We start from the raw sequence: 23,361 nt of genomic DNA, 5'->3' as shown, positions 1-23,361 counted from the left end.
CTATTATTTATTTACTGCTTTACGAATTTCGTTAATTTCCTCGGCTGATACTGAATCGTATTTCTCTAAAGAGTTCGCAAAATGTTGAACTTGCTCTGCAGGGAAAGCTCCTTCTTTAATAAGCTTAGTCTTATGTTGTAAACTCGAACTCTTCAATAATAATTTTACTTCGGCAATAGCTATACCAGGTAAAAAGCGCAAGAATAACAAGAAAAGAGTAAAGAATAAACCTATTGATCCAACAAAGATACCTACGTCAACCCATGTCGGGTAGAACATTGCCCATGACGATGGTAAATAATCACGGTGTAATGATGTAACGATAATTACAAATCGCTCAAACCACATACCGATATTTACGATAATAGACAATACCCATGAGATAGGAATGCTTGTACGAATTTTTTTGAACCAGAATAATTGAGGTGAAATCACGTTACACGTCATCATCGCCCAGTATGCCCAAGCATATGGACCAGCAACACGATTCGCGAATGCATACATTTCATATTCAGAGCCAGAGTACCAAGCAATGAATAACTCTGTCAAATAAGCTACACCTACGATAGATCCTGTCACCATGATGATTTTATTCATCGATTCGATGTGGAACATTGTAATGTAGTGCTCGAAGTTCATCACTTTACGCAAGATCAACAATAATGTTTGTACCATTGCGAAACCTGAGAAGATCGCTCCTGCCACGAAATATGGAGGGAAGATCGTCGTGTGCCATCCTGGAATTACGGATGTCGCAAAGTCCATAGATACGATAGTGTGTACCGAAAGTACTAATGGAGTAGAGATACCTGCCAAAATTAATGACACGATCTCGAAACGCTGCCAAGTCTTAACAGAGCCATTCCATCCGAATGAGAAGATCGAGTACATCTTTTTACGTAAACCTGTAGCGCGGTCACGTACTGAAGCGATATCAGGTAAAAGACCACAGTACCAGAATACTAACGATACCGTGAAATATGTAGAGATCGCGAAGGCATCCCATACAAGTGGCGAGTTAAAGTTCACCCAAAGGGATCCAAATTGATTTGGAAGTGGGAAAATCCAATATGCCAACCACGGACGACCCATGTGAGCCACAACGTAAGTAGCGGCACAGATTACGGCGAAAATCGTCATCGCTTCCGCAGAACGGTTGATGGAGTTACGCCAGTTTTGGCGGAAAATTAATAATACTGCTGAAATTAGTGTTCCGGCGTGACCGATACCTACCCACCATACGAAGTCGGTGATATCCCATGCCCAACCAACTGTTTTGTTTAGCCCCCAAGCACCGATACCCGTCCAAAACGTGTATCCAACGCTTATAACCCATAACATAGCTCCACATGCGGCTACGATAAATCCAATCCACCAAGCTTTGTTGGGTTTATTTTCAACTGGTAATAAGATATCATCCGTAATTTGTGCATACGTGATGTCTTTACCAGTCATTAATGGTTCTCTTAATATTGATTCGTTATGCGATGACATAGTTGTTTTATTTCAAATAAAGAATAAAATTATGCTTCAAATGTGTTTCTAACTTTAGTCATGTAACCGATATTCGGTTGAACATTGATCTCTTCTAACACATAGTAAACACGCTCGTTGCGCAATGCTCTTGACACCTCTGATTCTGGATCATTTGCATCACCGAAGATGATAGCGTTTGCCGAACATGCTGCTTGACATGCCATTTTCACATCTCCGTCAACCAATTTGCGGTTTTCCATTTTTGCTTTCAGTTTACCACCTTGAATACGTTGGATACACATCGAACATTTTTCCATAACACCACGTGAACGTGTTGTTACATCTGGGTTCAATACTAATTGTGTAAACTCATTGTTCAAGTAGTTATCAAAGCGTGAATCATTCCAGTAGTTGAACCAGTTGAAACGACGTACTTTGTATGGACAGTTGTTTGCACAGTAACGAGTACCGAAACATCTGTTGTAAGCCATATGGTTAAGACCTTCTGATGAGTGTACTGTAGCTAATACAGGACATACTGTCTCACAAGGTGCATGCTCACAGTGTTGACACAACATTGGTTGGTGAACTACTGTTACATTCTCGAAATCTTGTACATCAGCAATATCATTCTCTTTGGTGTACTTCGTGCCGTTCTCTTCGATCGTGTAGTAACGGTCAATACGCAACCAGTGCATCTCACGACGACGACGAACCTCGTCACGACCTACAACTGGAATGTTGTTCTCTACGTTACAAGCTACGATACAAGCACCACAACCTGTACAAGCATTCAAGTCGATAGCCATTACCCATTTGTGACCTGGTTGCTCAAATTTGTTCCACAAATCGTAAGTTTTGTGTGTATCAGCGAAACGACCAGATTCTGAGTTAGGATCTTTTTGATATTTAGCGAAGGTAGTCTCACGGATGATGTTACGACCTTCGATAGTATGGTGTGTTTGAGTTTGTGCTAATTCGTAAGTTCCTGAGATTTTTGATACAGAAGCTTTAGCAGCAAATTGTACTGTTCCGTTAACTACTGAAGCTAAAGGGAAAGCATTTTGACCTACATTGTTACCTGCTTTACCTACTGATGTACGACCGTAACCAACAGCTACAGATACTGTACCCATTGCTTGACCTGGTTGCATCAGCACTGGCAATTCGATAGATTTACCGTTTGCCTCAACTTTAACTTTACCGTTCTCGCCAACGCCTAATTGCTCAGCAAATTTAGGGTTGATAGCTGCATAGTTATCCCAAGTAACTTTAGATACTGGATCAGGCAACTCTTGCAAGAAAGCATTGTTTGCATAGCGACCGTCACGTAGTGTAGTAGATTCGTACAATTTCAATTCTACATCACCAGCGATTTTCTTAGCATCTGCCAGGATAGCTGCAGCAACTGAAGCTACATCTACATTAGCTGAGTAAGAGGAACCAACCGTAGTACCTTTGAATATAAAACCTGCTTGTAAAACTTCTTTCCAAGCTTTACCAGAGCCAGCTAGAATATTTGCTTCCCAATTTTGTTTTACGAAATCGTAAACATTTGTTGTATCACCTGCCCATACTAAGAAGCTTTGCTCAGCTTGACGGGTGTTGTAAATTGGGTTGATAGTCGGTTGTACGATTGTGAACAATCCTTCTTTCGCTGATGAATCACCCCAAGATTCTAAATAGTTAGGAACTGGTGCGATACCCTTAACTAATGAAGCTGTTTCATCTGCGCGATCTGCAAATGACAATGTAAATTCTACTTTCTCAATAGCTGCTTTTACATCATCTGCATTGAAGTAGTTGTACATTGGGTTGCTATTCAAGAATAAAGCTACACCAACTTGACCTGCTTTAGCAGCAGTCAAGAATTGTTGGAAGCTAGCGTCTGATCCTTGGAATTGTTTAGAGTAATTATCCAAATCGATAATTGCTCCGTAAGCACCCAATTGTGTGTTTATAGCATTTACTAAAGACTGAATGTTTACATCATTAGCTCCTGCTACCACTACTGCAGAACCTTTAGCCGCTATTAATTCTTTAGCTACTAATTTGATGGCAGTTTGTGCTTTTGCATTTGTAGTACCACCCGCTACAGTTTGACCTGCAATTTCATTGTACAATGAAATCAACACAGCGCCTTCTTCTGAAGGTTTGATAGCGATACGCACATCTGCGTTCGAACCTGTCATGGATAAACCAGACTCGAATTGGATATGGCGTGACATTTTACCATTTTTCAATGATTTGTAGTCACGATTTTTCATATAATCTTGTGAATGCTCCTCACCCGACAACCACGAACCTAAGAAATCCGCAGCTACTGAAACTACCACTTGCGCATTACCGAAGTTGTACGAAGGGATAACAGCCTTGCCAAATGAATTTTTGTTGGCTTCGATAATACCACTATAAGAAACTGCATCAACTTGAATTAACGTTGCCGTTGGGTATTTTGCAGTGAATGTAGCGATAGAAGCTAACGTTGATGGAGAATTAACTGTAGTCGAAACGATAGCGATTTGTTTACCAGCTTGAGCAGCTTTATTCAAAGCAGCAACCACTGTGCTATCCAATTTAGACCACTCTACATCTTTACCATCTAATTGCGGATTTTGCAATTTAGACATGTCGTAAAGATCCAACACCGACGCTACAGTAGCAGCATCTGTACCTTGATTCAAGCCTACACCGTTTGGATTAGGCTCGATGAAGATTGGACGACCCTCACGTGTTTTTACTAAAATACTTTGTCCATTGAATGATGAAGCATAATAGTTAGGAATACCAGGAGTAATCTCTTCTGGCTTTATTACATAAGGAACAGCTTTGTGTACCGGTGTACGGTTACACGCTGCCAAAGTAACAGCTCCCAAACCAAAACCTAAAGCCTTCAAGAAATCACGACGTGGAGTTCTTGTACTTAAGCCTGCTTCGTTTAATACATCTTCTACAGGAATAGGCTCAGCAAACTCACTCTTGCTACTCTCAACGAAAGCAGGAGTTTGATTTAATTCCTCTAAACCTTTCCAATATTTTTTATTGCTATCCATTTAAGCTGTATATAAGATTGCGTTTTCCTAATTAATTATTAATAGTGACACTTACCACACTCTAATCCACCGATCATCGCAGCTGTCATCTTCTCTCCTTTTTTCAATTTCTCGTGTGCTTCGATTAATTGATCGTAGTATTTGTTATCCGTATTCACCTCGGTAGTTCTGTGACAGTCTACACACCATTTCATTGTCAACGGAGAATATTGATATACCTCTTCCATAGACTCGATAGGACCGTGACATGTTTGACATTCTACACCTGCTACACTAACGTGTTGTGAGTGATTGAAATAAGCAAAGTCAGGTAAGTTGTGAATTCTAACCCACTCAATCGGACGAGGATTGTTACCATACTCACGAGTATCTGGATTAAAATCTACCGCACGGTACAATTTCAAGATCTCTGGAGAGATATTGCCATCGTAGTGATCCGCAGCAGTAATTGTATTATGACAGTTCATACATACATTTGCCGAAGGAATAGATGCATTTTTAGATTTGTATGCACCACCGTGACAGTATTGACAATCAATCTGATTCACACCGGCGTGGATCTGGTGAGAGAACTTAATAGGTTGCACTGGCTTATACCCAGTATGCACACCCACGTTCCACATTGTCTGCCATCCTACAACAGCCAACAAACCAACCACCATCAGAGCAGTGAAACCAACCAGCTTCTTGTTTTTCAAGAATTTCTGTGCAAATTTCACTTTATCAGACTCTTGGTAAGCTTCGTTGCGCGCTTTAGCAGCTTCGATTGCAGCAGCATTGTTAGCGATTACTTTCTCTAAAGTCTTAATAACACGACTCAAAATCACAATCACACCAATAGCTAGCAACAAAATCGCAGCAACACCAAGGATCATCAAGTTGTTTGCATCTGAGCTTGCAGCAGCACCACCAGTAGCACCACCTTTGTCACCACCAGCAGCAGCTTTCGCCTCTTCTTCTTTTACATAAGCAATGATTCCTTTGATTTGATCATCAGAAAATTGCGTAAAAGCAGGCATCGCTACTTTGTTCCACTCGTTAAAAATCTGGTTCGCCGTTTCGTCACCAGAAGCGATTAAAGCTTGTGAATTTTTAATCCATTTCACCAACCACTCTTCTGAATGTCTCTCCGACATACCTGCTAATGCAGGACCAGTCATTTTTCTGTCTACCTTGTGACAAGCAGTACAGTTCGCCTTGAATAACGCCGCTCCTTCCTTAGCATCCTGCGCATTTGACGACATCGTAACAGCAAATAACAACATCATACCAAATGATATTGACTTCGCGAATCTTCCCAAAACGGATGAGATATTTCTCATATTTAGCACTTTATACTATTTATTTATGATATAAAAATTACTTTGTGTTCGTGTAAGAAGGGTCCACACCCATCAAACATTGCACAAAAGTATAACTTTATAAGCAATCCCTGACAATTTAATGACTCAAATTATCAATTTAAAATCATTCTAAATAAGATTAATTTGTGCGCATATATTAGGTTTAAAGCCACAAATTTAATTTTAGTTTCGGAATTAATCCGTTAGTTTCAATAAATGGCTCTTGAAACATTTTTTTATTTCATTTGTCATTTATTCTTTATTAAAATAAACATAATTTTATAGCTATGCCACGACAATTTTCAATTATATTCATAGCACTTTTCTTAACTTTACTTTTAGAAGCTTGTCAAAACAACAAAACAGCTGCTTCTAAGACTAAAATCAACGCTACTATGGACAGCAACAAATACAATAAATTAACAAAAGAAGAAGAATATGTAATTGTACACAAAGGCACAGAAATGCCTTTTACAGGTGAATTACTCGATAATAAAGAAAAAGGTACATACCTCTGTAAGCGTTGCGACGCTCCTTTGTACCACTCACAAGATAAGTTCGAATCACACTGCGGATGGCCTAGCTTCGATGATGAAATCCCCGGAGCCGTAAAAAGAGAGACAGATGCTGATGGTAGAAGAATTGAAATATTATGTAACAATTGTGGCGCTCACCTCGGCCATGTATTCGAAGGCGAAGGCTTCACAGCTAAGAACACCAGACACTGCGTAAATTCTATTTCGATGAAATTTGTCGCTGCCAAATAAATTGGTCTACCTCTCAATCAGATCACAGGGTATGACTACCTGTTCAATTTGGGTAGATTTACCATTGATCTGACTCAACAATATCCGCACCACTTCACTGGCTATTTCTTTAATATTTTGAGAAATAGCCGACACAGGTGGCTCTACTAAAGCAAACGCTGTATTTTCATCAAAGGAGACAAGGTTATTAATCGCTATTTGATATTTCTTAATAGCCTTGAGGCCGTCGACCGCTAAATAATTGGTAGCAAACAGAACCGCATCCAACTTATTGTCCGCTATGAAGCTTTGCAACTGTTGCGCAATATCGTCATCCGTCAGCGACGGGTTGATTTTTTTGACCAAGAGATCCATTCCCACCTTATCTATTGCCTTCATATAGCCTTCCAGCCGACCTTTCATCTGAGATTGGGTACTTGTCGTCGTCACAAAACCTATACGCTTTGCTTTCTTTTGTTCGAGCAAATACATCGTTCCTACGTATGCGCCATTCATATTTTCTGACAAGACGGTATGAGTTTCTACATCCGCTAATGGCCTATCAAAAAGCACCACAGGCACCGCCTGCTTGATGAGACTATTTATCACTTCACTTAATCCTTCTGTCGGCGCGATGACGAAGCCATCGATTTGTCTATCCCGAAATAGCTGGATCAGCTCCTTGGCACGTTGCTCATCATTATTCATACTACAATAGATAATATGATATCCATTGTCGTACGCCATCTTCTCAATATGATCCGCAATATTCGCAAAGAATGGATTTGATATATCTTCGACCAATAGACCAATACTTTTAGACTTTCCGGTACGTAAACTTTTGGCTAACTGATTAGGCTTATAATCAACTTTCTTAACATAATCTTGCACCCGTTTGGTTAAGGCATCACTGATTCGCTTTTCTTTGGCTTTGCCATTAAGGATAAAAGAAACCGTAGTAACCGATACTCCAAGATTGTTAGCAATGTCGCTAATAGAAAGTCTTTTTTTCATATTCTATGTTAATAATAGTTAGTCGGTAATAAATTCAATTCTTGTTCAAATCATTCTTGAATCCCTTAATTGTCGATAAGTTAATCAAAAATAAACAAAAAACCGCTTAGGAAGAATTTCAAAGCCACATAAGTCATCCTGCACCATCCTGCACGCACCATACTCGGCATGCTATTATCCACATTCCAAGAGTCAAAAATGACTGATTAGACCTGCCATTAAAGATTACAAAACATGAAAATATACGACAGTTAGTCAACACTATCTGACATAATAGCATCGGCACGCAAATTGATTACATTGTGTAACACTATAATAGAAAGGATTTAATAATGAGTAATTTTAACAACATCAGCATTCAAGACATTAACGATAATAATGGTGATGATTTTTATAATACATTTAGACAGAAATTGATTGACATCGAACAGTTTCCATCTATCTATACGTACAAATTTATTGTACCTGCCGAAGCAAATAAAAAAGAGGATATCGAAAAGATTTTCGAACATCCAAGCACAAAAATATCTGTGAAAGATTCAAAAACAGGAAAATATAATTCGTTGACCGTAGAAACATTTGTGAAGTCGGCCGATGAAGTAATTGATTATTACAAAAAAGTATCCGCTATAGAAAAAGTGATTATGCTTTAATACAAAAAGGCTTTCCAATTGGAAAGCCTTTTTGTATGTTACGATGAAGCAATTAAGCTTCGACTTCTTCTGAAGCAAATTCCTCATAAAGTGACGAATACCCTTCGTAATCATCAATAAATTCTGGAGTAAACGTACGGATATTTTGTTCTTCGACAAATTTCAATACATCAGCATCCAGATTTTCATCTGCTTTCACGACGATATCCGTATAGGTCAAAGCACCTTTGTATACATCTGCATAGCTTCCTGAGCCATACACAGCTGCATCCTCAGCCGACACATCTTCTTGTGCTGCCATGTCTGCGTACTTAGCCGTCAATGTATCTTTACCAAAGTCTGATTCTTCATTGAATAAAGAATACATCACTTTTACATCTTTGAAAGTAGGATCATCATGATATACTTTCTTCAAGTATAATGGAACCATTGCTGTGAACCAGCCGTGACAGTGTACTACATCCGGAGACCAGCCTAATTTCTTAACAGTCTCTAATGCACCTTTACAGAAGAACAACGAACGCTCGTTGTTATCTTCAAAGAATTTTCCACTCTCATCTCTAAACACCTTCTTGCGCTGGAAGTATTCCTCATTATCTAAGAAATAAACCTGCATACGAGCTGTTGGCAACGATGCTACTTTAATGATCAATGGATTATCGTTATTATCCACCACTATATTCATTCCCGACAACCTTATCACCTCGTGTAGACGATTTCTGCGCTCATTAATATTACCAAAACGTGGCATTAGAATACGGATTTCAAATCCTTTTTCCTGCATCGCTTGCGGTAATTGGCGTGTTATTTCAGAAATTTTACTTATTTCAAGGAAAGGCGACATCTCGTGGGTAATAAACAATATTTTCGTTTTTGCCATCTCCAATTTGTTTTTTTTTATTATTTGAACAGTAAAATCGGTGTACAAAGATACAAATAATAAACAAATTTTACAATTCTTTGTAATTTATAGCTTTCAGATTACAAATTTATTATGCATTTTTGCCCCCTATTTTACCCGTACACGAATGAAAGTTATTCACACGCAAAATGAACTTCGTGCCTATCTAGAGGCGCCTCGTGAGCAGCCAAAGAAAATAGCTTTGGTACCCACGATGGGAGCGCTACACGAAGGTCATCTTTCGCTCATACAGCAGGCTCGATTGAAGGCCGATATTGTCATATGCAGCATTTTCGTCAACCCTACTCAATTCAATGATCCGAAAGATCTGGAAAAATATCCTAGGCCAATCGAAAATGACATGCAGCTACTGTCCGATAATGGCTGTGACGTGCTATTTCTTCCTACAGTAGAAGAGATGTATCCTGACACCAACGAACAATGGCATCTTAATCTAGGCCGACTGGATCAGATATGGGAAGGCGAACAACGACCAGGACATTTTCAAGGGGTCACACAGATTGTCTACAAACTATTTACGTTGGTAAATCCGGATATAGCTTGTTTTGGACAGAAAGATCTTCAGCAAGTCATGGTCATACAACGTATGATCGAACTGAAGAACCTAGACATCGAGTTGGTCATTTGTCCCATCATTCGTAGCGAATCTGGACTAGCATTAAGTTCTAGAAACGCTAGACTATCTGCAGAGGGCAAAGAAAAAGCACTCATATTATACAAAACCTTACAAGCTGTCAAATCGGCGTTTGCCGAAGGAACATCACTCTACGTCTGCCAGCAATTGGCCGAACAAATGATAGCCGACACTGAAGGTGTGGAACTAGAATATTTTGCCTTGAGTGAAGTTCGAACGCTAGAAAGAGCCGAATCCACAGAAGAAGGGAAGCAATATGTGGCTCATATTGTCGCTTGGATAGAAGGAGTTAGATTAATAGATAATATGTTTTTGAACGATTAAGAACATATACATTTTTAAATATAAAGCGTAACTTTGTATCATGATGATTGAAGTAATGAAATCCAAAATTCATCGCGCTCGTGTAACGCAAGCTGAGTTGAATTATGTGGGAAGTATTACCATCGACGAAGATTTGATGGATGAAGCAGATATAATTGCAAACGAGAAGGTACAGATTGTAAATAATAATAACGGCGCAAGATTAGAAACTTACGTCATCCCTGGAAAACGAGGTACAGGAACAATTTGTTTGAATGGTGCGGCGGCTAGATTGGTACAGGTAGGTGATATCGTTATCATCATTTCGTACGGTCTGATGGACAGAGAAGAAGCAAGAGCACACAAACCAAAACTTGTTTTTCCAGACGACAACAATAGAATAATAAAATAACACGTATATTGTTTTGTGATTAACCTATTTTCAACATATCGCAGACTCATAGCCACGTTGCTGACGTGCTGGATGAGTATTATTGTGATTAGTGGAATAGTGTTTATGCACAAAGAGGTAACCTCTAAGGGTGAAATTATCACGCATATTCACCCTTATGACTTTACCAAAAAACAAAAACACCATCACAAAAGCGATGCGGAGATTCGCTTTTTGGATGTGGTCTATCAAGGCGTATTTATTGAAAGTGATTTTGTCACTTTCGAGGGCCCCATTGTTTCCGAATTTACTATCCCAATTGATATAGGATACACACGCTCAAATAAGCCTGTACCCCTATTTCACAACTACCTTCGAGGACCACCCTCCCTTGTTTAATGATTTCCTAAATTTTGCTACGCGTCCGCTTGGCGAATTATTTTTTTTAGAACAGACTATAATTTGATGAACTCCATTTAGATGGGCAATATCTCTATATACAGATGTATGTAGACCTATTTCCCAGTTTAATTAATGGTTCATCTTGTACCTACTAATCATTAATCAAGAATAACAATTTATGTTACAACTTATCAAAAGCTGTACGCTAACTGCCCTATTGGTTAGCTTTGCTTTCATACTACATGCACAAAATCTACTCAAAGGAACTATAAAAGATTCGGACGGAAATCCGATCGACAACGCAACTATATCTGTGGACGGAACGAAGGTGGCAATCTCAACGGATTCGGAAGGAAAATTTACCATTCAACTGCCTACCGGAAAATCTAAAATTACTGCACGCGCTGTAGGCTATATGCCTGCAAAGAAAGACTTAACCAATACAGCCTACCAAGAAGGATTAGAAATCATCTTGGACAGTGACAACCGCAATCTTGAAGAAGTAGTCGTATCCGGCACGCTCAAACAGGTATCCAAACTGGATAGCCCAATCCCTGTAGAAGTTTTTACAGCGAAATTTTTCCAAGCTAACCCTGCGCCTACGATTTTTGAGTCGCTGCAAAACATCAATGGAGTACGTCCGCAAATCAACTGTAGCGTATGTAATACGGGAGATATCCACATCAATGGTCTCGAAGGCCCCTACACAATGGTTATGATTGATGGATTGCCCATCGTGTCAGGACTTTCTACAGTCTACGGTTTGAATGGTATTCCACAAGCATTGATCGAACGTGTAGAAATTGTCAAAGGACCCGCTTCTACCCTTTATGGTAGTGAAGCAGTGGGCGGATTGATAAATATTATTACCAAAAGCCCGAATTCCGCACCACGATTAAACATAGAAACTTTTGGAACTTCATGGCAAGAATACAATCTTGACTTGGGTGGAAAATTTGATGTGGGTTCCGCTCAATCATTAGTTGGAGCTAATTATTTCACGTATAGTAACCCCATTGACAAAAATGGCGACAATTTCACGGACGTAACGTTACAAAATAGATTTTCGCTATTCAACAAATGGAATTTTACACGCAAAGACAACAAACTGTTCACTTTGGCAGGTCGATATGTGTACGAGGACCGTTGGGGAGGCGAAATGAACTGGTCCAGAAAGTACCGTGGTGGAGATGAAGTATACGGTGAAAGTATATATACAAAGCGTTGGGAATTGATGGGGGCGTATGATTTACCCACAGCAGAAAACCTAACGTTTACCTTCAGCGTAAATGGTCACGACCAAAATTCTGTATACGGAGATATTCGCTATTTAGCCGATCAAAAAATAGCATTTGGACAGCTGACATGGCGCAAGGAAATTAAAAATCATGATTTACTAACGGGATTAGCTTATCGTTACACCTATTACAATGACAATACACCCGCAACAGTCAATTCCTCACGTACCCATCTTCCCGGATTGTTTATTCAAGACGAAATCACCTTGCATCCGCAGCACAAATTATTGTTGGGAGCACGTTATGATTACAATTCTATTCACGGAAGTATTGTTTCTCCACGTGTGAATTATAAATGGAACTCTTTGGATCGCACACAAGTCCTCCGTGTAGGTATTGGCAATGGATATCGTGTAGCAAATGTGTTTACAGAAGACCACGCCGCACTCACAGGAGCACGCGATGTGACCTTCGAAGAAGATCTAAAACCCGAAACCTCCTGGAATAGTAATGTAAATTACATTAAGAAATTCTATATGGACGGTGGTTCGGTATTTGCTATTGATGCGAGTGCCTTTTACACCTACTTTGACAACAAAATCATTCCAGATTACGAATCCGATGTCAACAAGATAATCTATGAGAACTTAAATGGTCATGCGGTTTCAAAAGGAGTGTCCCTCAACTTGGATTGGGCGCACACCAGCGGACTAAAAGCCATGATCGGCGCTACCGTAATGGATGTATACAGCGTGGAAGATGGCGTCAAAGAATGGCAGATGCTGACAGAAAAAGCTATGGGAACATGGACTATCGGTTACAACCTAAGACGTCTTGGACTGACAATTGACTATACCGGCAATGTAATCGGACCAATGCGTCTTCCCGTACTTGGGCCACAAGATACAAGACCCGATAAATCGAAAGCCTGGAGCATTCAAAATATCCAACTCACCAAAAACTTCAACAATGGATTGGAAATATTCGGGGGAGTAAAAAATCTGTTAAACTGGACACCAACACGTGGCGGTATAGAAATTATTTCGCGAGCACACGATCCGTTTGAGAGAATTGATGACCCTAATTTATTGCCATTTGACCCAAGCTACGTATACGGACCCAATCAGGGTATCCGTGGATTCTTAGGGTTACGCTATAATATTTTGTAAAAGAAAGTTTAAAGAGCGACTATGTTATATGTTCGAAAGCTGATATTATTCATGATATATACCTGTGCAGCTGCTTACGCTTCTGCACAGATCAAACCTGTACACATTGCACACCTGGATAGCCTGATGGCAGAAGACCCGAAGCCTATACTCCTTTTGATTTCGACGGACTGGTGTCAATATTGTGCGATGCAGAAACAACAAATACAGAAAAATAAACAGTTTGCTGAGCATCATCATCAGTTTTACTTCGTGGACTTTAATGCTGAAAGCAGGGATAAAGTTGTATTTCAAGGGAGAGAATACAAATTCATCCCTCGAGGAATCAATTTGGGCACACATGAATTGGCGACCGCGCTCAATGGCAGCGAGCAAATCTCCTATCCTACATGGATTCTTCTCGATGCTGCATATAATCCATTATTCAGACAACCTGGATTATTGCGTCCTTCACAATTGAATGAACTCTTACTTGTCATGAAAAAAAATTTATCAACGAATTAGAAAAAAAATGTAAAACCATGTAGCATTCCGTCAGCTTTTAGCGTTATGCTCTATTATAACTAGTAATTATTTTTTATGAAAAACTTATTTAGCACACTAACTGCTGCTGTATTAATGGCCATTACATTTACTTCATGTAATGATAGTGTTGATGTCGATTACGAACAACAAATTTTACAACAAGAGCGAGCTATAGACTCTATTCTTAGCGCAGAAAAGATCAAAATCGAAGAATATGTCAATCAACATTTTGAAAACGAGGTACAGGATACTGTAAAAATCAGATATACATACTTGGATAAAGGTCCAGTAAATAGAGGTATTTGGTACGAAATCCTTAATCCACCTACAGACAATTCTTACGAATACAAAGCCGTAAATACGCAACAATTGACAGCGCCTACTTTCAAGGCAAAGTATACTGCAAAATTATTAAATGGCACTGTAGTTCAGTCAGACTTACAAGGAACCCAATATTCATTTACCACAGGTAGTAACAATATTTTCAACAACTCCTGGTATTTTGCATTTTTCCCTTATGCAGTAAAATTCAATGGAGTAGATGTGAAAATTAGTGGATTGGGAGGATTGACTAAAGATGGTCTGAAAAAAGGAAGTAAAATCAGATACATTACGCCATCTTTGTGGGCTTTCGGTGGAAACAAAGTGGGTGACATTCCTGCGAATTCACCTCTAGTGTACGAAATTGAAGTTCTAGAAATTCAATAATCGAGCGATAAAAAAGAGATAAAAACATATGATTTTATCTCTTTTTTGTTATTTTAGAGCTATGAATTTTATTAAACAATTATTTTGCCTAACAATCACTATATCTCTTTTTGCAGCTTGTACGAAGGAGAGTAATGTCTTTGATCCTATTGCTCAGTTCGAATCGGAAAAACCTATTATCAAATCCTATGTCAACAGTAATTATCCTGAAATGACACTTAATGATACTACTGGAATATGGTTTGAGATTATTGAGGATGGAATGCCTAATAGCTATGAATATAAAGTAGTCGATACAACGAACATGTATGGACAGACGGTAAAAGCGTTGCGCATGCCAACAATTACCGTTCGTTATACAGGTAAGCTGATTTCGGATAATTCTGTTTTTGATTCCAATACAACTACAGATGGCCTTACCAGCAAATTGAACAATTTGATTGGAGCATGGCAACTGGCATTTATTCCAAAAGATATAGGCGAATATAAATTTGGTGGCCTTACTCCTACCGGTCTACAAATCGGAAGCAAAATCCGAATTGTAACACCTTCATATTATGGTTATGGAGCCAGCCAACAAGGGAAAATCCCCGCCAATTCTCCATTATTCTTCGAGATTGAAGTCGTAAATATTAAATAAAAATATTACAAGATAGATAAAGGGGTACATCTTTCGGATGTACCCCTTTTTTATTTGCCTTTATATTTTGACTTTTCTAAAATAGACTGAGCATCTGTATCTGCCAGCAATTCCTTGAGCGTGATCTCGGGATGTTTATCCATATATTTTCGAACAATCTTCCAGCCAATGTAAATACCAAGTTTTGGCGCCGATTCGTTATTCTCTCCGAGTTCCGGTGTGAAAGGCGCTTCGGTGAAATATTTCTGAATACGCAAATAATCGGTGTGGTACAGTAAATTCTCCTGCAAAAACCAAGTCCACACATCGGCTTCGTAACGTTTAGCCCATGCCAACTGCTCGGGTGTGTAACCAATTTTTATTTCGTACGAGACATCCTCCAACAACATATCCATAGCATAGAGAATCTTACCATTGTAGACCATATGCTGCAGCGTATTTTGAGTTAAATCGGGCAACGGGTAAAGGTCTTCGCGCAACAGTGCTTCAACCACTCTTGGCGTAATATTTTCAGGAGTAAAACGCCTCGAGATATAGAGAGGAATGGATTGTACCAATGCAGGATAAAACTCCGAATCTGCACCAAGGAACATGTCCAGTCCGATGCCGATATAATCTTCGCCTATTGGCGTCTGATAAGCAAAACCACTGACATATGTAATGAATCGTGGAATAGTATAATTTGGAAAATAGTGTTTTACATATTTCATCGCTGTCGCCAATTCTTTTTCGTAGCGATCCATATTTGGATACTTCTTGATGACGGCATTATTCAGGTCAATAAAATCTTTTTGTAGTAAAATCTGACGTAAATATTCATAGACGCGAATGCTATCCGTGGGATCTCAGATTTGAAGCATTTGGCTCATGTAATCCCTATAAAATGCGCCATATTTTTGTTGCCACAGCTTGTTGTAGTGTAGAAGTTCTTCTGGCTTTGTAGCTGCAAGTTCTTTATCAAATCGCTCAATCTTTACGTCGACCGCAATATGATTAACTTTAGGACGATTTATTGTAGTTGTTTCACGACAAGACGCTATAGCAACTGTAAAAAAAAAGAAATACTTTTGTAGTGGTTTTAATTTCATCAGTATCGCGAAGTTATAACCATAAATTTAAAACTAAAATTATAACAATGTTAAATTTTACAAAAACTACAATCACAACATTAGCGTCTCTAGTAATTTTATTATTTGCTTCGAAAGCGAATGCGCAAGATTATTACACGAAATCAAAAAATACGGATTACGCAGAAGAGAAGAATTTTCGTTTAGGTCTATCGGTGAATCCGAATATTGGCTGGTTACGTTATGATGATGATTATGATGCGAGCTCCAAAGTAGGATTTTCTTATGGATTGATAGCTGATTTAGGTTTTTCTAAAAACTATTATTTCTCTACCGGTTTATTGATTACATCTATCAACTCTAAGGTTGATTTTCCGGCAGGAGAACCTAATAGAGAAAAAATCCGTCTTCAATATGCAGAAGTTCCATTGACAATAAAACTAAAATCAGAAGAGAACGAAACTGGTAGATTTTATGGTCAATTTGGTTTCACAGCAGGTATCAAGGTATCGGGCAAAGAGACAATCGACGGCACCAAAAGAGCTATCGACGGAGATAACATTTTCCGCTTGGGCTTGCAATTGGGCGGCGGTAAAGAATGGGCGCTATCCGATAATTTAGGCTTAATGACAGGTATAACTTTCAACAACGGATTCAGCAGAGCCATCAAAGAAGGTAAACCAAAATCATCTTACGTAGCCCTTAATTTGGGTATTTTCTTTTAGTAGAAGCTAAAAAAGAAAATAAAACGAGGTTAATACGAATTCTATCTTTAAATTCGTATTAACCTCGTTTTTTATTTAAAATTCACCTATATGCAGACAGAAAAAATCATTGATAGAATTGTTACTTGGCTGAAAGATTATGCTCAAAATGCAAAAGTAAAAGGCTTTGTAGTAGGTGTATCGGGCGGTGTGGACTCAGGTGTGGTATCTACACTTTGTGCCATGACGGGCATGGAAGTATTGGTGGTGCAGATGCCTATACGTCAAAAGGCGGATCAAATCGATCGTGCTTCAGAACATATTGAATATCTGAAAACCAAATTCACGAATGTAAGAGGACTTAATATAGATTTGACTTCTGCATTTGATGAATTAACAAAGATCTTTGATGCAAATCAACCGGACATTCTTCATAGAGATTTAGCCTTAGCGAATACACGATCGCGATTGCGCATGTTGTCACTTTACTATTATGGGCAAACAAACTCTCTATTGGTCTGCGGTACAGGCAATAAAGTGGAAGACTTTGGTATTGGTTTCTACACTAAATACGGCGACGGAGGTGTCGACCTTTCTCCTATAGCGGATCTCTACAAAACAGAAGTCTACGCATTAGCGAGAGCGCTGGATCTGCCAGAAAGCATCAAAAATGCCATACCGACTGATGGACTATGGGATGCCGAACGGACCGACGAACAGCAGATCGGCGCTACCTATCCAGAACTCGAAAAAATACAAAAAGAATACGGCACCAAAACGGAAAGCGACTATACAGGCAGGGATTTGGAGGTATTCAAAATATTTGATCGCATGCACAAAGCGGCGCAGCACAAAATTCAACCTATACCAGTTTGTGATATTCCGGAGGAGTGGAAATAATTGTAAATTAGATTAAACCTTTTCTATGTCCCACTGTCATATGCTATATAATCTGGCTTAATTATGAAAAATTTAGGTATAATACTCATTGCTGTGGTGCTATTTGGGGTAGCTTCATGCTCATCCAATCGGTTTAATACAACACGCATCCAAAATTTAGATTTCAATCAATATAAAACATACGGATGGTTACCTCCTATCGATTCGTTGTCCAAAGACTATTTCAACAATGATATCGCTAAGCATAATATCATGACTACGGCCAATCAGGAAATAGAACGCCGCGGTCTGCGATATAGCAAGGAAAATCCAGATATATTATTCCGTTATGTGACTATTGTTAACAATAAAAAACGTTTGGTTCACGCTCGTCCATATTATGGTTATGGTGGCCCGTGGGGCTGGTACCAGCCATGGGGTTTTTATGGGTATAATTACCATCCATTCGTAGTCGGTGAACAACGCCTACGATATGGTCATATCATATTAGAAGCTATCGATACCAAAACAAAATCGGTAATTTGGCAAGCTAGAGGAACATCTGAAGTCAATGCCCCCGAGAAAGCCATCAATAACCTACCCAAAATCGTGGAAGGTGTAATGAAAAAATATCCCTTACAAATAAAATAAATCAAAAGCTCCAATCAGTTGGAGCTTTTTTATTGTAGATAGTTTTTCAAAGTCGTCTTGATTATACTTATTCAAGATTTAAAAGCTGGTATTTTTGCTATTGACCAAATTATTTAACAACTTTACCCCTAGCAATCAAGAAAATATCAAAGTACTATGTATAAAATATCTCTAGCATTCATTTTTACCTTAATATCCTTTGCTTCTATAGCCCAACCGCAGCCGACTTTACAGCAAAAACTTCAATCGAATATCCCTATAAACTCTCAATTTCAGACTTTGCTTAATCAGTCGCGCAATCAAGATGCTTATTTCAAGATAATTCGTAAAAGTAATGTAGAAATTATACAACGAAATGTAGCAGATTCTTTATCACGATATACCAAAGAAATCGCTTCACTAAAAAGTTCTACTTCTACCTCTACACAACAGATTCAGTCACTGCAAGACTCTGTACAGACGTTGAGCGCGGACCTAGCTGTTGAGCGTGCCAAAACAGATAGCATTTCATTCTTAGGAATGGATTTTTCCAAGTCTGCCTACCACACATTGGTATGGAGCATCATTACAGTATTAGGCCTCGCGTTTTTTATTGTTTTGATTTCGTTCCGAAAAGCGAAAGTCGATGCTGTAGAACATCAAAAAACTGCCGAAGAATTACAAGGTGAATTACAGACTTTCAAGAAAAAAGCGCTAGAAACTGAACAAAAGCTAAAACGTCAACTCTTGGATGAACAAATGAAAAGAGATTCGTAATAAAAAAGAAAGCCATACTAGATGGCTTTCTTTCTTATAGATACACACCACATCTTATAATGAGATAGATGGCCTTATATATACGTGAAAGGTTACCTAAACCTGACTCTTATCTATATTTTTAATCATCTGTGCTGCATACTTACCCATCAATTCAAAAACAGTCGACATTGTTGCGATGCGGTAGTAAAAAACAGCATAACAATTGCTGCTTTATAGACTAGGTTTAACGGGCAAAATACGTCCTTGCTCATCAAAAATAAGCGGATCTATACACACTTCGCGATGAAAGCCTGCCGCATCTCCAATATGTATGCCATTAGGAATACTAAAACGATGGTATACTATATGCCATTCATCTTTTCCGGGTACTTGGATTACTGAATTGTGCCCAGTACCATAAATTCCACGAGTGGGATCTTTCTCTAAAATCTTATTATTCTCCGGTACCATAATTGGACCATTGGGCGAATCCGCATAACCATATCGTACACTATAATTTTGGCTTCGTGTGTCATCTTCAGACCAAAAGAAATAATATCGTCCTGCTCTAGAAATTACAAAAGCACCTTCTCGGAAGGAACCATCTGGGGTAATGATTTTCAGCGTATTTTTCTTGATATTCATCATATCCTTTTCCAATTCGGCTACCGCCAAATATCCATTACCCCAATACAAATAACTCTTACCTGATTTGGGATCATTAAATACCGCTGGGTCTATTTCTTGTCCACCCTTTACACCCTCAGGTTTGAAATCTATCAATGCTTTTCCGGAATCGTTGAAAGGTCCTGTTGGCTCATCGGAAACTGCAACACCTATCTTCTGTGCTGCAGTGAAATAATAAAAATATTTATAGTTCTTTCCTATTTTCTTCTCTGTAATAGTCGGAGCCCAAGCATTTCTATTTCCCCAGGACACGTCTTTTTTCAAGTCTAAGATAACCCCTTCATCCCTCCAATCTTTTAGATTGTCGGAAGAAAAAGTCTTGAAATAATAACCGCCCCACCCATCAAAACCGTCACTCGTTGGGTATAAGTAATACTTTTTATGCTTATGCGAATAGATAATATCAGGATCTGCATAATAACCTTCTAAAACGGGATTTTTAGCTGGCGGAATTTCAATGCCCGCTGGCTTTCCCCATTTATTCGTTAGGGCAATCAATTCGGATCTTGAGATTGGTATAACAGAACCATGTCTGGGATGAAAATCCATGGACATCTTTTGGTCTATTAATTGAAACCTATCTAAATCGACACTTTCACAAAAATCATAGCGACCTTTGGTGTAGACATCGTACATGAGGATGTATTTGTCCGAATGATTTAATTTAAAAATACTGGACCCTTCTACCGCATCATTTGTTTGTTGTTTATATCCCGGTTGTTCAATCCATTTTCCAGAAGTTAAAGAATCTGTAATAGCTAGGCGAAGACCATTTCCGTGACCTTCGGTTTTATAGAGAAGATAGAATAAACCATTTTTATTAATGATATCGCCATCGATGCACGATCTTTTGTTTTTGGGAATAAACAGAGGTTTTGGTTCAGTTTCCAAATCCGTAAAATCAGCGTTGGCATACGAATAATAAATAATATCCGGTCCATCACCGTGCTGCATAGACCAGTAAATCATATATTTTCCTACAGCCTCATCATAGATCGTCTGTGGCGCCCACACGCGTTTAAGATCTTCATGCCCCGTAAACCGCTTTTGAATATGGATATTAGAATGTGTCCAATTAATCAAATCATTGGACTTCAACAGCACCATAGCGCGATTGGAATCCCAACCTTTACTCGAAGTCATGTCCGTGACTACCATATAAAAAGTCTTGCTATCGTGACCACGCAATACATGTGGATCACGAACTCCTCCCGTCAAACTGATGACAGAAGAATTTAAGATAGGTTGATTGTTATTTAATGTTTTGAAATTGTATCCATCGGTGCTCACTGCATAGCATACGGCCTCATCCGCTACGGCATTTCCTTTGAAATACGTGAACAAATAGCCTATATAATCTTTTTCGGCAGGTCCAGATTTATATTCTTGCGCCATGGTATAAATTCCTATCCACTGGAAGATAAAAAGGAATGCTAGAGCAATTTTTTGTTGTTTTAGGTTGATTCTATCCTTCATAATACGTTAGTTTTGAACTTGTATTTTATTATTGTATCCCTTCTGAAGTCATCACAATTCGTTTAATGGTACCATCCTCATTATACTCTAGCCGGTCAATGCATACTGAACGGCTATAACTTCCACCATCGGTTTGTATACCACCATTATGATATAGAAAATACCATTCACCCTTATATTCCACAATAGATTGATGGTTTGTATTACTATTTCCTGCAATTTCATTCAAGATCCCCTTATATTCATAAGGGCCTTCAATAATATCCGCCATAGCGTAGGCTATCTTTTCAGGAAATTCGGTGGCATAGGTTAAATAATATTTGCCTTGGTATTTATGTACCCAAGGTGCTTCAGTGAATGAAAATCCCTCAAAATTAATTTGTTTGACATCACCATCAATCTCAATCATATTATCTTTCAATTTGGCATAATAACACTCTCTATTTCCCCAAAATATCCAAGGTGTACCATCATCATCGATAAAAATTGCGGGATCAATACATGCCCATGAATGCGTAGATGCAAAACAATCTTCGTTGGTCAACAAGGGTTTTCCCAAAGCATCCTTAAAAGGACCTTCAGGCCTATCAGCGACAGCCACACCTATTCCCGTCCAATTCGTACTGATATACCAATAGTATTCTGCTACATGTCCCGCAAATGCAGACTTACTAGTCGCCCACTCAAAGTCCACAACTTTCAGTGGAACAGGATATTCAGTCCAAGTTTTCATATCCGTAGTCGAATATACCAACCAATCCCGCATTACGTAATCACGCTGACCACCTTCAAAATCATGTCCTGTATACATCCACAAGGTATCATTTATAACCAACGCAGCTGGATCAGAAGTATAATGATGTGTAATAATGGGATTTCCTTTGGATTGAAAAACATACCGATCATTTTTTTTCGTCGGCTGAACCAACTCAGGCATCACACCTCCCCATTTGCGGTCCAAATTCCTAGCTTCTTCTTTCGTAATGGAAATTATACTTCCGTGACGCGGATCAAAATTCTTCGTAAATGACTCAGGTTTCTGGGTAAAAGAGGATAAATCTTTACTTCTTTGAAACTCATAGCGACCTTCTGCGTATACGTCATACATCAGAATATATTCGTCCGAATTATTTAGTGTAAATATACTAGAACCCTCTACTACGGTAGATGTATCTGCATAACTGTCTACATATCCTTCATTTTCTTTCCAAGGTCCCCACAATGAGGCTGAAGTAGCCACTTTGATTCCATTTTTGAATTCTTTGCCAGCTGCATCCTTGGTGTTTCCTTTGTAGAAGAAGTGATAAACACCTTTATCAAAAATTATATCTCCATCTATACCTCCATATTTAGGACTGAATAACAATTTAGGCTCCGATTCAAAACCTGTAAAATCCTTATTCGCATATGCGGCATAAAAATCTAACTTATCATTATGATGATAACGAACAGTGAAATACACCAGATATTTACCCTTCTTGGTATCATAAAATGTTTGAGGTGCCCACACCCATTTTACATTTTTAAACTTTTTAGGATATGATTTTTCAAGATTGATGACCTGATGTTTCCAATCCACCAAATTGTCCGAATACATCATCACAATACCCGGATTATTATCCCATCCATCCTTAAAAGTTTTCATATCCGTCGCAACCAAATAAAACCCTTTATCTTCACCGCGTAATAAGTGAGGGTCGCGAATACCTCCTGTACTCGAAATGGTATCGGAAGAAATCACTGCAAGATTGTTATTTAATGCTTTCCATTTAAGACCAACCGAACTCGTCGCAAACCGCAAATGCTCGCGCTTCATCGGATCGCTCTTCCCTTCAAAATAAGCAAAGAGATAGCCTTCGAATTGAGTTTTAACTGGCTCTTGTTGCGCAAAAACGCTATTGGCAAAGACAATTATAAAAGGAAGAAAAATTCTTTTCAAATT

General features: G+C 38.7%; 20 protein-coding genes and 1 pseudogene. 13 read left to right on the top strand and 8 right to left on the bottom strand.

The features are described from left to right. Positions 1-3 precede the first annotated feature (3 nt). Genes nrfD through EDC17_RS03960 form a run of 3 tightly spaced genes read right to left on the bottom strand, consistent with a single transcriptional unit; the run spans position 4 to position 5,851 of the window. A complete protein-coding gene (gene nrfD / locus EDC17_RS03970; RefSeq protein ID WP_132776853.1) occupies positions 4-1,494 on the bottom strand; it encodes an NrfD/PsrC family molybdoenzyme membrane anchor subunit in 1,491 nt (496 codons plus the stop codon). 29 nt (positions 1,495-1,523) lie between these two features. After that, positions 1,524-4,529: a TAT-variant-translocated molybdopterin oxidoreductase gene (locus EDC17_RS03965; protein WP_132776852.1), complete on the bottom strand. Its 3,006-nt coding sequence runs from the start codon at positions 4,527-4,529 to the stop codon at positions 1,524-1,526. 38 nt (positions 4,530-4,567) lie between these two features. Continuing rightward, a complete protein-coding gene (locus tag EDC17_RS03960) occupies positions 4,568-5,851 on the bottom strand; it encodes a cytochrome c3 family protein (protein WP_132776851.1) in 1,284 nt (427 codons plus the stop codon). Positions 5,852-6,159: 308 nt separating this feature from the next. On the opposite strand from EDC17_RS03960, the gene EDC17_RS03955 reads away from it, so the two are divergent. Then, positions 6,160-6,639, top strand: coding sequence for a methionine-R-sulfoxide reductase (locus tag EDC17_RS03955; RefSeq protein ID WP_132776850.1), 480 nt, complete (start codon positions 6,160-6,162; stop codon positions 6,637-6,639). Between the two features lie 6 nt (positions 6,640-6,645). Here EDC17_RS03955 and EDC17_RS03950 read toward each other — a convergent pair whose 3' ends face one another. Further along, the gene (locus tag EDC17_RS03950; RefSeq protein ID WP_132776849.1) at positions 6,646-7,632 is read right to left on the bottom strand and encodes a LacI family DNA-binding transcriptional regulator; all 987 of its coding nucleotides are present in this window, start codon (positions 7,630-7,632) and stop codon (positions 6,646-6,648) included. A 332-nt stretch (positions 7,633-7,964) separates the two neighbouring features. On the opposite strand from EDC17_RS03950, the gene EDC17_RS03945 reads away from it, so the two are divergent. Next, positions 7,965-8,285, top strand: a complete 321-nt coding sequence (locus EDC17_RS03945; RefSeq protein ID WP_132776848.1) for a DUF493 domain-containing protein — start codon at positions 7,965-7,967, stop codon at positions 8,283-8,285. A gap of 52 nt (positions 8,286-8,337) precedes the next feature. On the opposite strand, the gene EDC17_RS03940 is transcribed toward EDC17_RS03945, so the two are convergent. After that, a complete protein-coding gene (locus EDC17_RS03940) occupies positions 8,338-9,165 on the bottom strand; it encodes a glycogen/starch synthase (RefSeq protein ID WP_132776847.1) in 828 nt (275 codons plus the stop codon). Between the two features lie 148 nt (positions 9,166-9,313). Between EDC17_RS03940 and panC the strand changes: the two genes are divergently transcribed. From panC to EDC17_RS03905, 7 genes are all read left to right on the top strand, one after another. Continuing rightward, a complete protein-coding gene (gene panC, locus EDC17_RS03935) occupies positions 9,314-10,165 on the top strand; it encodes a pantoate--beta-alanine ligase (protein WP_132776846.1) in 852 nt (283 codons plus the stop codon). 40 nt (positions 10,166-10,205) lie between these two features. After that, positions 10,206-10,556 (top strand): aspartate 1-decarboxylase, encoded by a 351-nt coding sequence (gene panD / locus EDC17_RS03930; protein WP_132776845.1) that lies wholly within the window; start codon positions 10,206-10,208, stop codon positions 10,554-10,556. A gap of 105 nt (positions 10,557-10,661) precedes the next feature. Then, positions 10,662-10,934 (top strand): hypothetical protein, encoded by a 273-nt coding sequence (locus EDC17_RS17185; RefSeq protein ID WP_243646032.1) that lies wholly within the window; start codon positions 10,662-10,664, stop codon positions 10,932-10,934. 181 nt (positions 10,935-11,115) lie between these two features. After that, a complete protein-coding gene (locus EDC17_RS17395) occupies positions 11,116-13,344 on the top strand; it encodes a TonB-dependent receptor (protein ID WP_132776844.1) in 2,229 nt (742 codons plus the stop codon). Between the two features lie 51 nt (positions 13,345-13,395). Continuing rightward, positions 13,396-13,848, top strand: coding sequence for a thioredoxin family protein (locus EDC17_RS03915; RefSeq protein WP_207895668.1), 453 nt, complete (start codon positions 13,396-13,398; stop codon positions 13,846-13,848). Between the two features lie 75 nt (positions 13,849-13,923). Then, positions 13,924-14,577, top strand: a complete 654-nt coding sequence (locus tag EDC17_RS03910; RefSeq protein ID WP_132776842.1) for an FKBP-type peptidyl-prolyl cis-trans isomerase — start codon at positions 13,924-13,926, stop codon at positions 14,575-14,577. Positions 14,578-14,638: 61 nt separating this feature from the next. Next, positions 14,639-15,217 carry an FKBP-type peptidyl-prolyl cis-trans isomerase gene (locus EDC17_RS03905; protein ID WP_165894360.1) on the top strand — a complete coding sequence of 193 codons (579 nt, stop codon included), beginning with the start codon at positions 14,639-14,641 and terminating at the stop codon, positions 15,215-15,217. 50 nt (positions 15,218-15,267) lie between these two features. Here EDC17_RS03905 and gldB read toward each other — a convergent pair. Further along, a pseudogene (gene gldB / locus EDC17_RS03900) lies at positions 15,268-16,305 on the bottom strand (gliding motility lipoprotein GldB). A 47-nt stretch (positions 16,306-16,352) separates the two neighbouring features. On the opposite strand from gldB, the gene EDC17_RS03895 reads away from it, so the two are divergent. From EDC17_RS03895 to EDC17_RS03880, 4 genes are all read left to right on the top strand, one after another. Next, complete coding sequence (locus EDC17_RS03895) at positions 16,353-17,009, top strand: porin family protein (RefSeq protein WP_132776840.1); 657 nt, start codon at positions 16,353-16,355, stop codon at positions 17,007-17,009. 90 nt (positions 17,010-17,099) lie between these two features. Then, a complete protein-coding gene (nadE, locus tag EDC17_RS03890; protein ID WP_132776839.1) occupies positions 17,100-17,888 on the top strand; it encodes an NAD(+) synthase in 789 nt (262 codons plus the stop codon). Between the two features lie 63 nt (positions 17,889-17,951). Then, positions 17,952-18,518, top strand: coding sequence for a DUF4136 domain-containing protein (locus tag EDC17_RS03885; RefSeq protein WP_132776838.1), 567 nt, complete (start codon positions 17,952-17,954; stop codon positions 18,516-18,518). 156 nt (positions 18,519-18,674) lie between these two features. After that, entirely contained in the window at positions 18,675-19,274 is a 600-nt protein-coding gene (locus EDC17_RS03880; RefSeq protein WP_132776837.1) for a hypothetical protein, read from the top strand. A 213-nt stretch (positions 19,275-19,487) separates the two neighbouring features. On the opposite strand, the gene EDC17_RS03875 is transcribed toward EDC17_RS03880, so the two are convergent. Next, entirely contained in the window at positions 19,488-21,419 is a 1,932-nt protein-coding gene (locus EDC17_RS03875) for a family 43 glycosylhydrolase (RefSeq protein ID WP_207895666.1), read from the bottom strand. Between the two features lie 28 nt (positions 21,420-21,447). After that, positions 21,448-23,358, bottom strand: a complete 1,911-nt coding sequence (locus EDC17_RS03870; protein WP_207895664.1) for a family 43 glycosylhydrolase — start codon at positions 23,356-23,358, stop codon at positions 21,448-21,450. Positions 23,359-23,361: the final 3 nt, after the last annotated feature.

Origin of the sequence: Sphingobacterium alimentarium (assembly GCF_004342685.1) — a bacterium.
Lineage (GTDB): Bacteria > Bacteroidota > Bacteroidia > Sphingobacteriales > Sphingobacteriaceae > Sphingobacterium > Sphingobacterium alimentarium.
This window is presented reverse-complemented; position numbering and strand designations above follow the sequence as displayed.

Excerpts from the sequence above, each read along its gene's own strand:
- nrfD (WP_132776853.1), bottom strand. The coding sequence starts at position 1,494 with ATGTCATCGCATAACGAATCAATATTAAGAGAACCATTAATGACTGGT.
- EDC17_RS03965 (WP_132776852.1), bottom strand. The coding sequence starts at position 4,529 with ATGGATAGCAATAAAAAATATTGGAAAGGTTTAGAGGAATTAAATCAA.
- EDC17_RS03960 (WP_132776851.1), bottom strand. The coding sequence starts at position 5,851 with ATGAGAAATATCTCATCCGTTTTGGGAAGATTCGCGAAGTCAATATCA.
- EDC17_RS03955 (WP_132776850.1), top strand. The coding sequence starts at position 6,160 with ATGCCACGACAATTTTCAATTATATTCATAGCACTTTTCTTAACTTTA.
- EDC17_RS03950 (WP_132776849.1), bottom strand. The coding sequence starts at position 7,632 with ATGAAAAAAAGACTTTCTATTAGCGACATTGCTAACAATCTTGGAGTA.
- EDC17_RS03945 (WP_132776848.1), top strand. The coding sequence starts at position 7,965 with ATGAGTAATTTTAACAACATCAGCATTCAAGACATTAACGATAATAAT.
- EDC17_RS03940 (WP_132776847.1), bottom strand. The coding sequence starts at position 9,165 with ATGGCAAAAACGAAAATATTGTTTATTACCCACGAGATGTCGCCTTTC.
- panC (WP_132776846.1), top strand. The coding sequence starts at position 9,314 with ATGAAAGTTATTCACACGCAAAATGAACTTCGTGCCTATCTAGAGGCG.
- panD (WP_132776845.1), top strand. The coding sequence starts at position 10,206 with ATGATGATTGAAGTAATGAAATCCAAAATTCATCGCGCTCGTGTAACG.
- EDC17_RS17185 (WP_243646032.1), top strand. The coding sequence starts at position 10,662 with ATGCACAAAGAGGTAACCTCTAAGGGTGAAATTATCACGCATATTCAC.
- EDC17_RS17395 (WP_132776844.1), top strand. The coding sequence starts at position 11,116 with ATGTTACAACTTATCAAAAGCTGTACGCTAACTGCCCTATTGGTTAGC.
- EDC17_RS03915 (WP_207895668.1), top strand. The coding sequence starts at position 13,396 with ATGATATATACCTGTGCAGCTGCTTACGCTTCTGCACAGATCAAACCT.
- EDC17_RS03910 (WP_132776842.1), top strand. The coding sequence starts at position 13,924 with ATGAAAAACTTATTTAGCACACTAACTGCTGCTGTATTAATGGCCATT.
- EDC17_RS03905 (WP_165894360.1), top strand. The coding sequence starts at position 14,639 with ATGAATTTTATTAAACAATTATTTTGCCTAACAATCACTATATCTCTT.
- EDC17_RS03895 (WP_132776840.1), top strand. The coding sequence starts at position 16,353 with ATGTTAAATTTTACAAAAACTACAATCACAACATTAGCGTCTCTAGTA.
- nadE (WP_132776839.1), top strand. The coding sequence starts at position 17,100 with ATGCAGACAGAAAAAATCATTGATAGAATTGTTACTTGGCTGAAAGAT.
- EDC17_RS03885 (WP_132776838.1), top strand. The coding sequence starts at position 17,952 with ATGAAAAATTTAGGTATAATACTCATTGCTGTGGTGCTATTTGGGGTA.
- EDC17_RS03880 (WP_132776837.1), top strand. The coding sequence starts at position 18,675 with ATGTATAAAATATCTCTAGCATTCATTTTTACCTTAATATCCTTTGCT.
- EDC17_RS03875 (WP_207895666.1), bottom strand. The coding sequence starts at position 21,419 with ATGAAGGATAGAATCAACCTAAAACAACAAAAAATTGCTCTAGCATTC.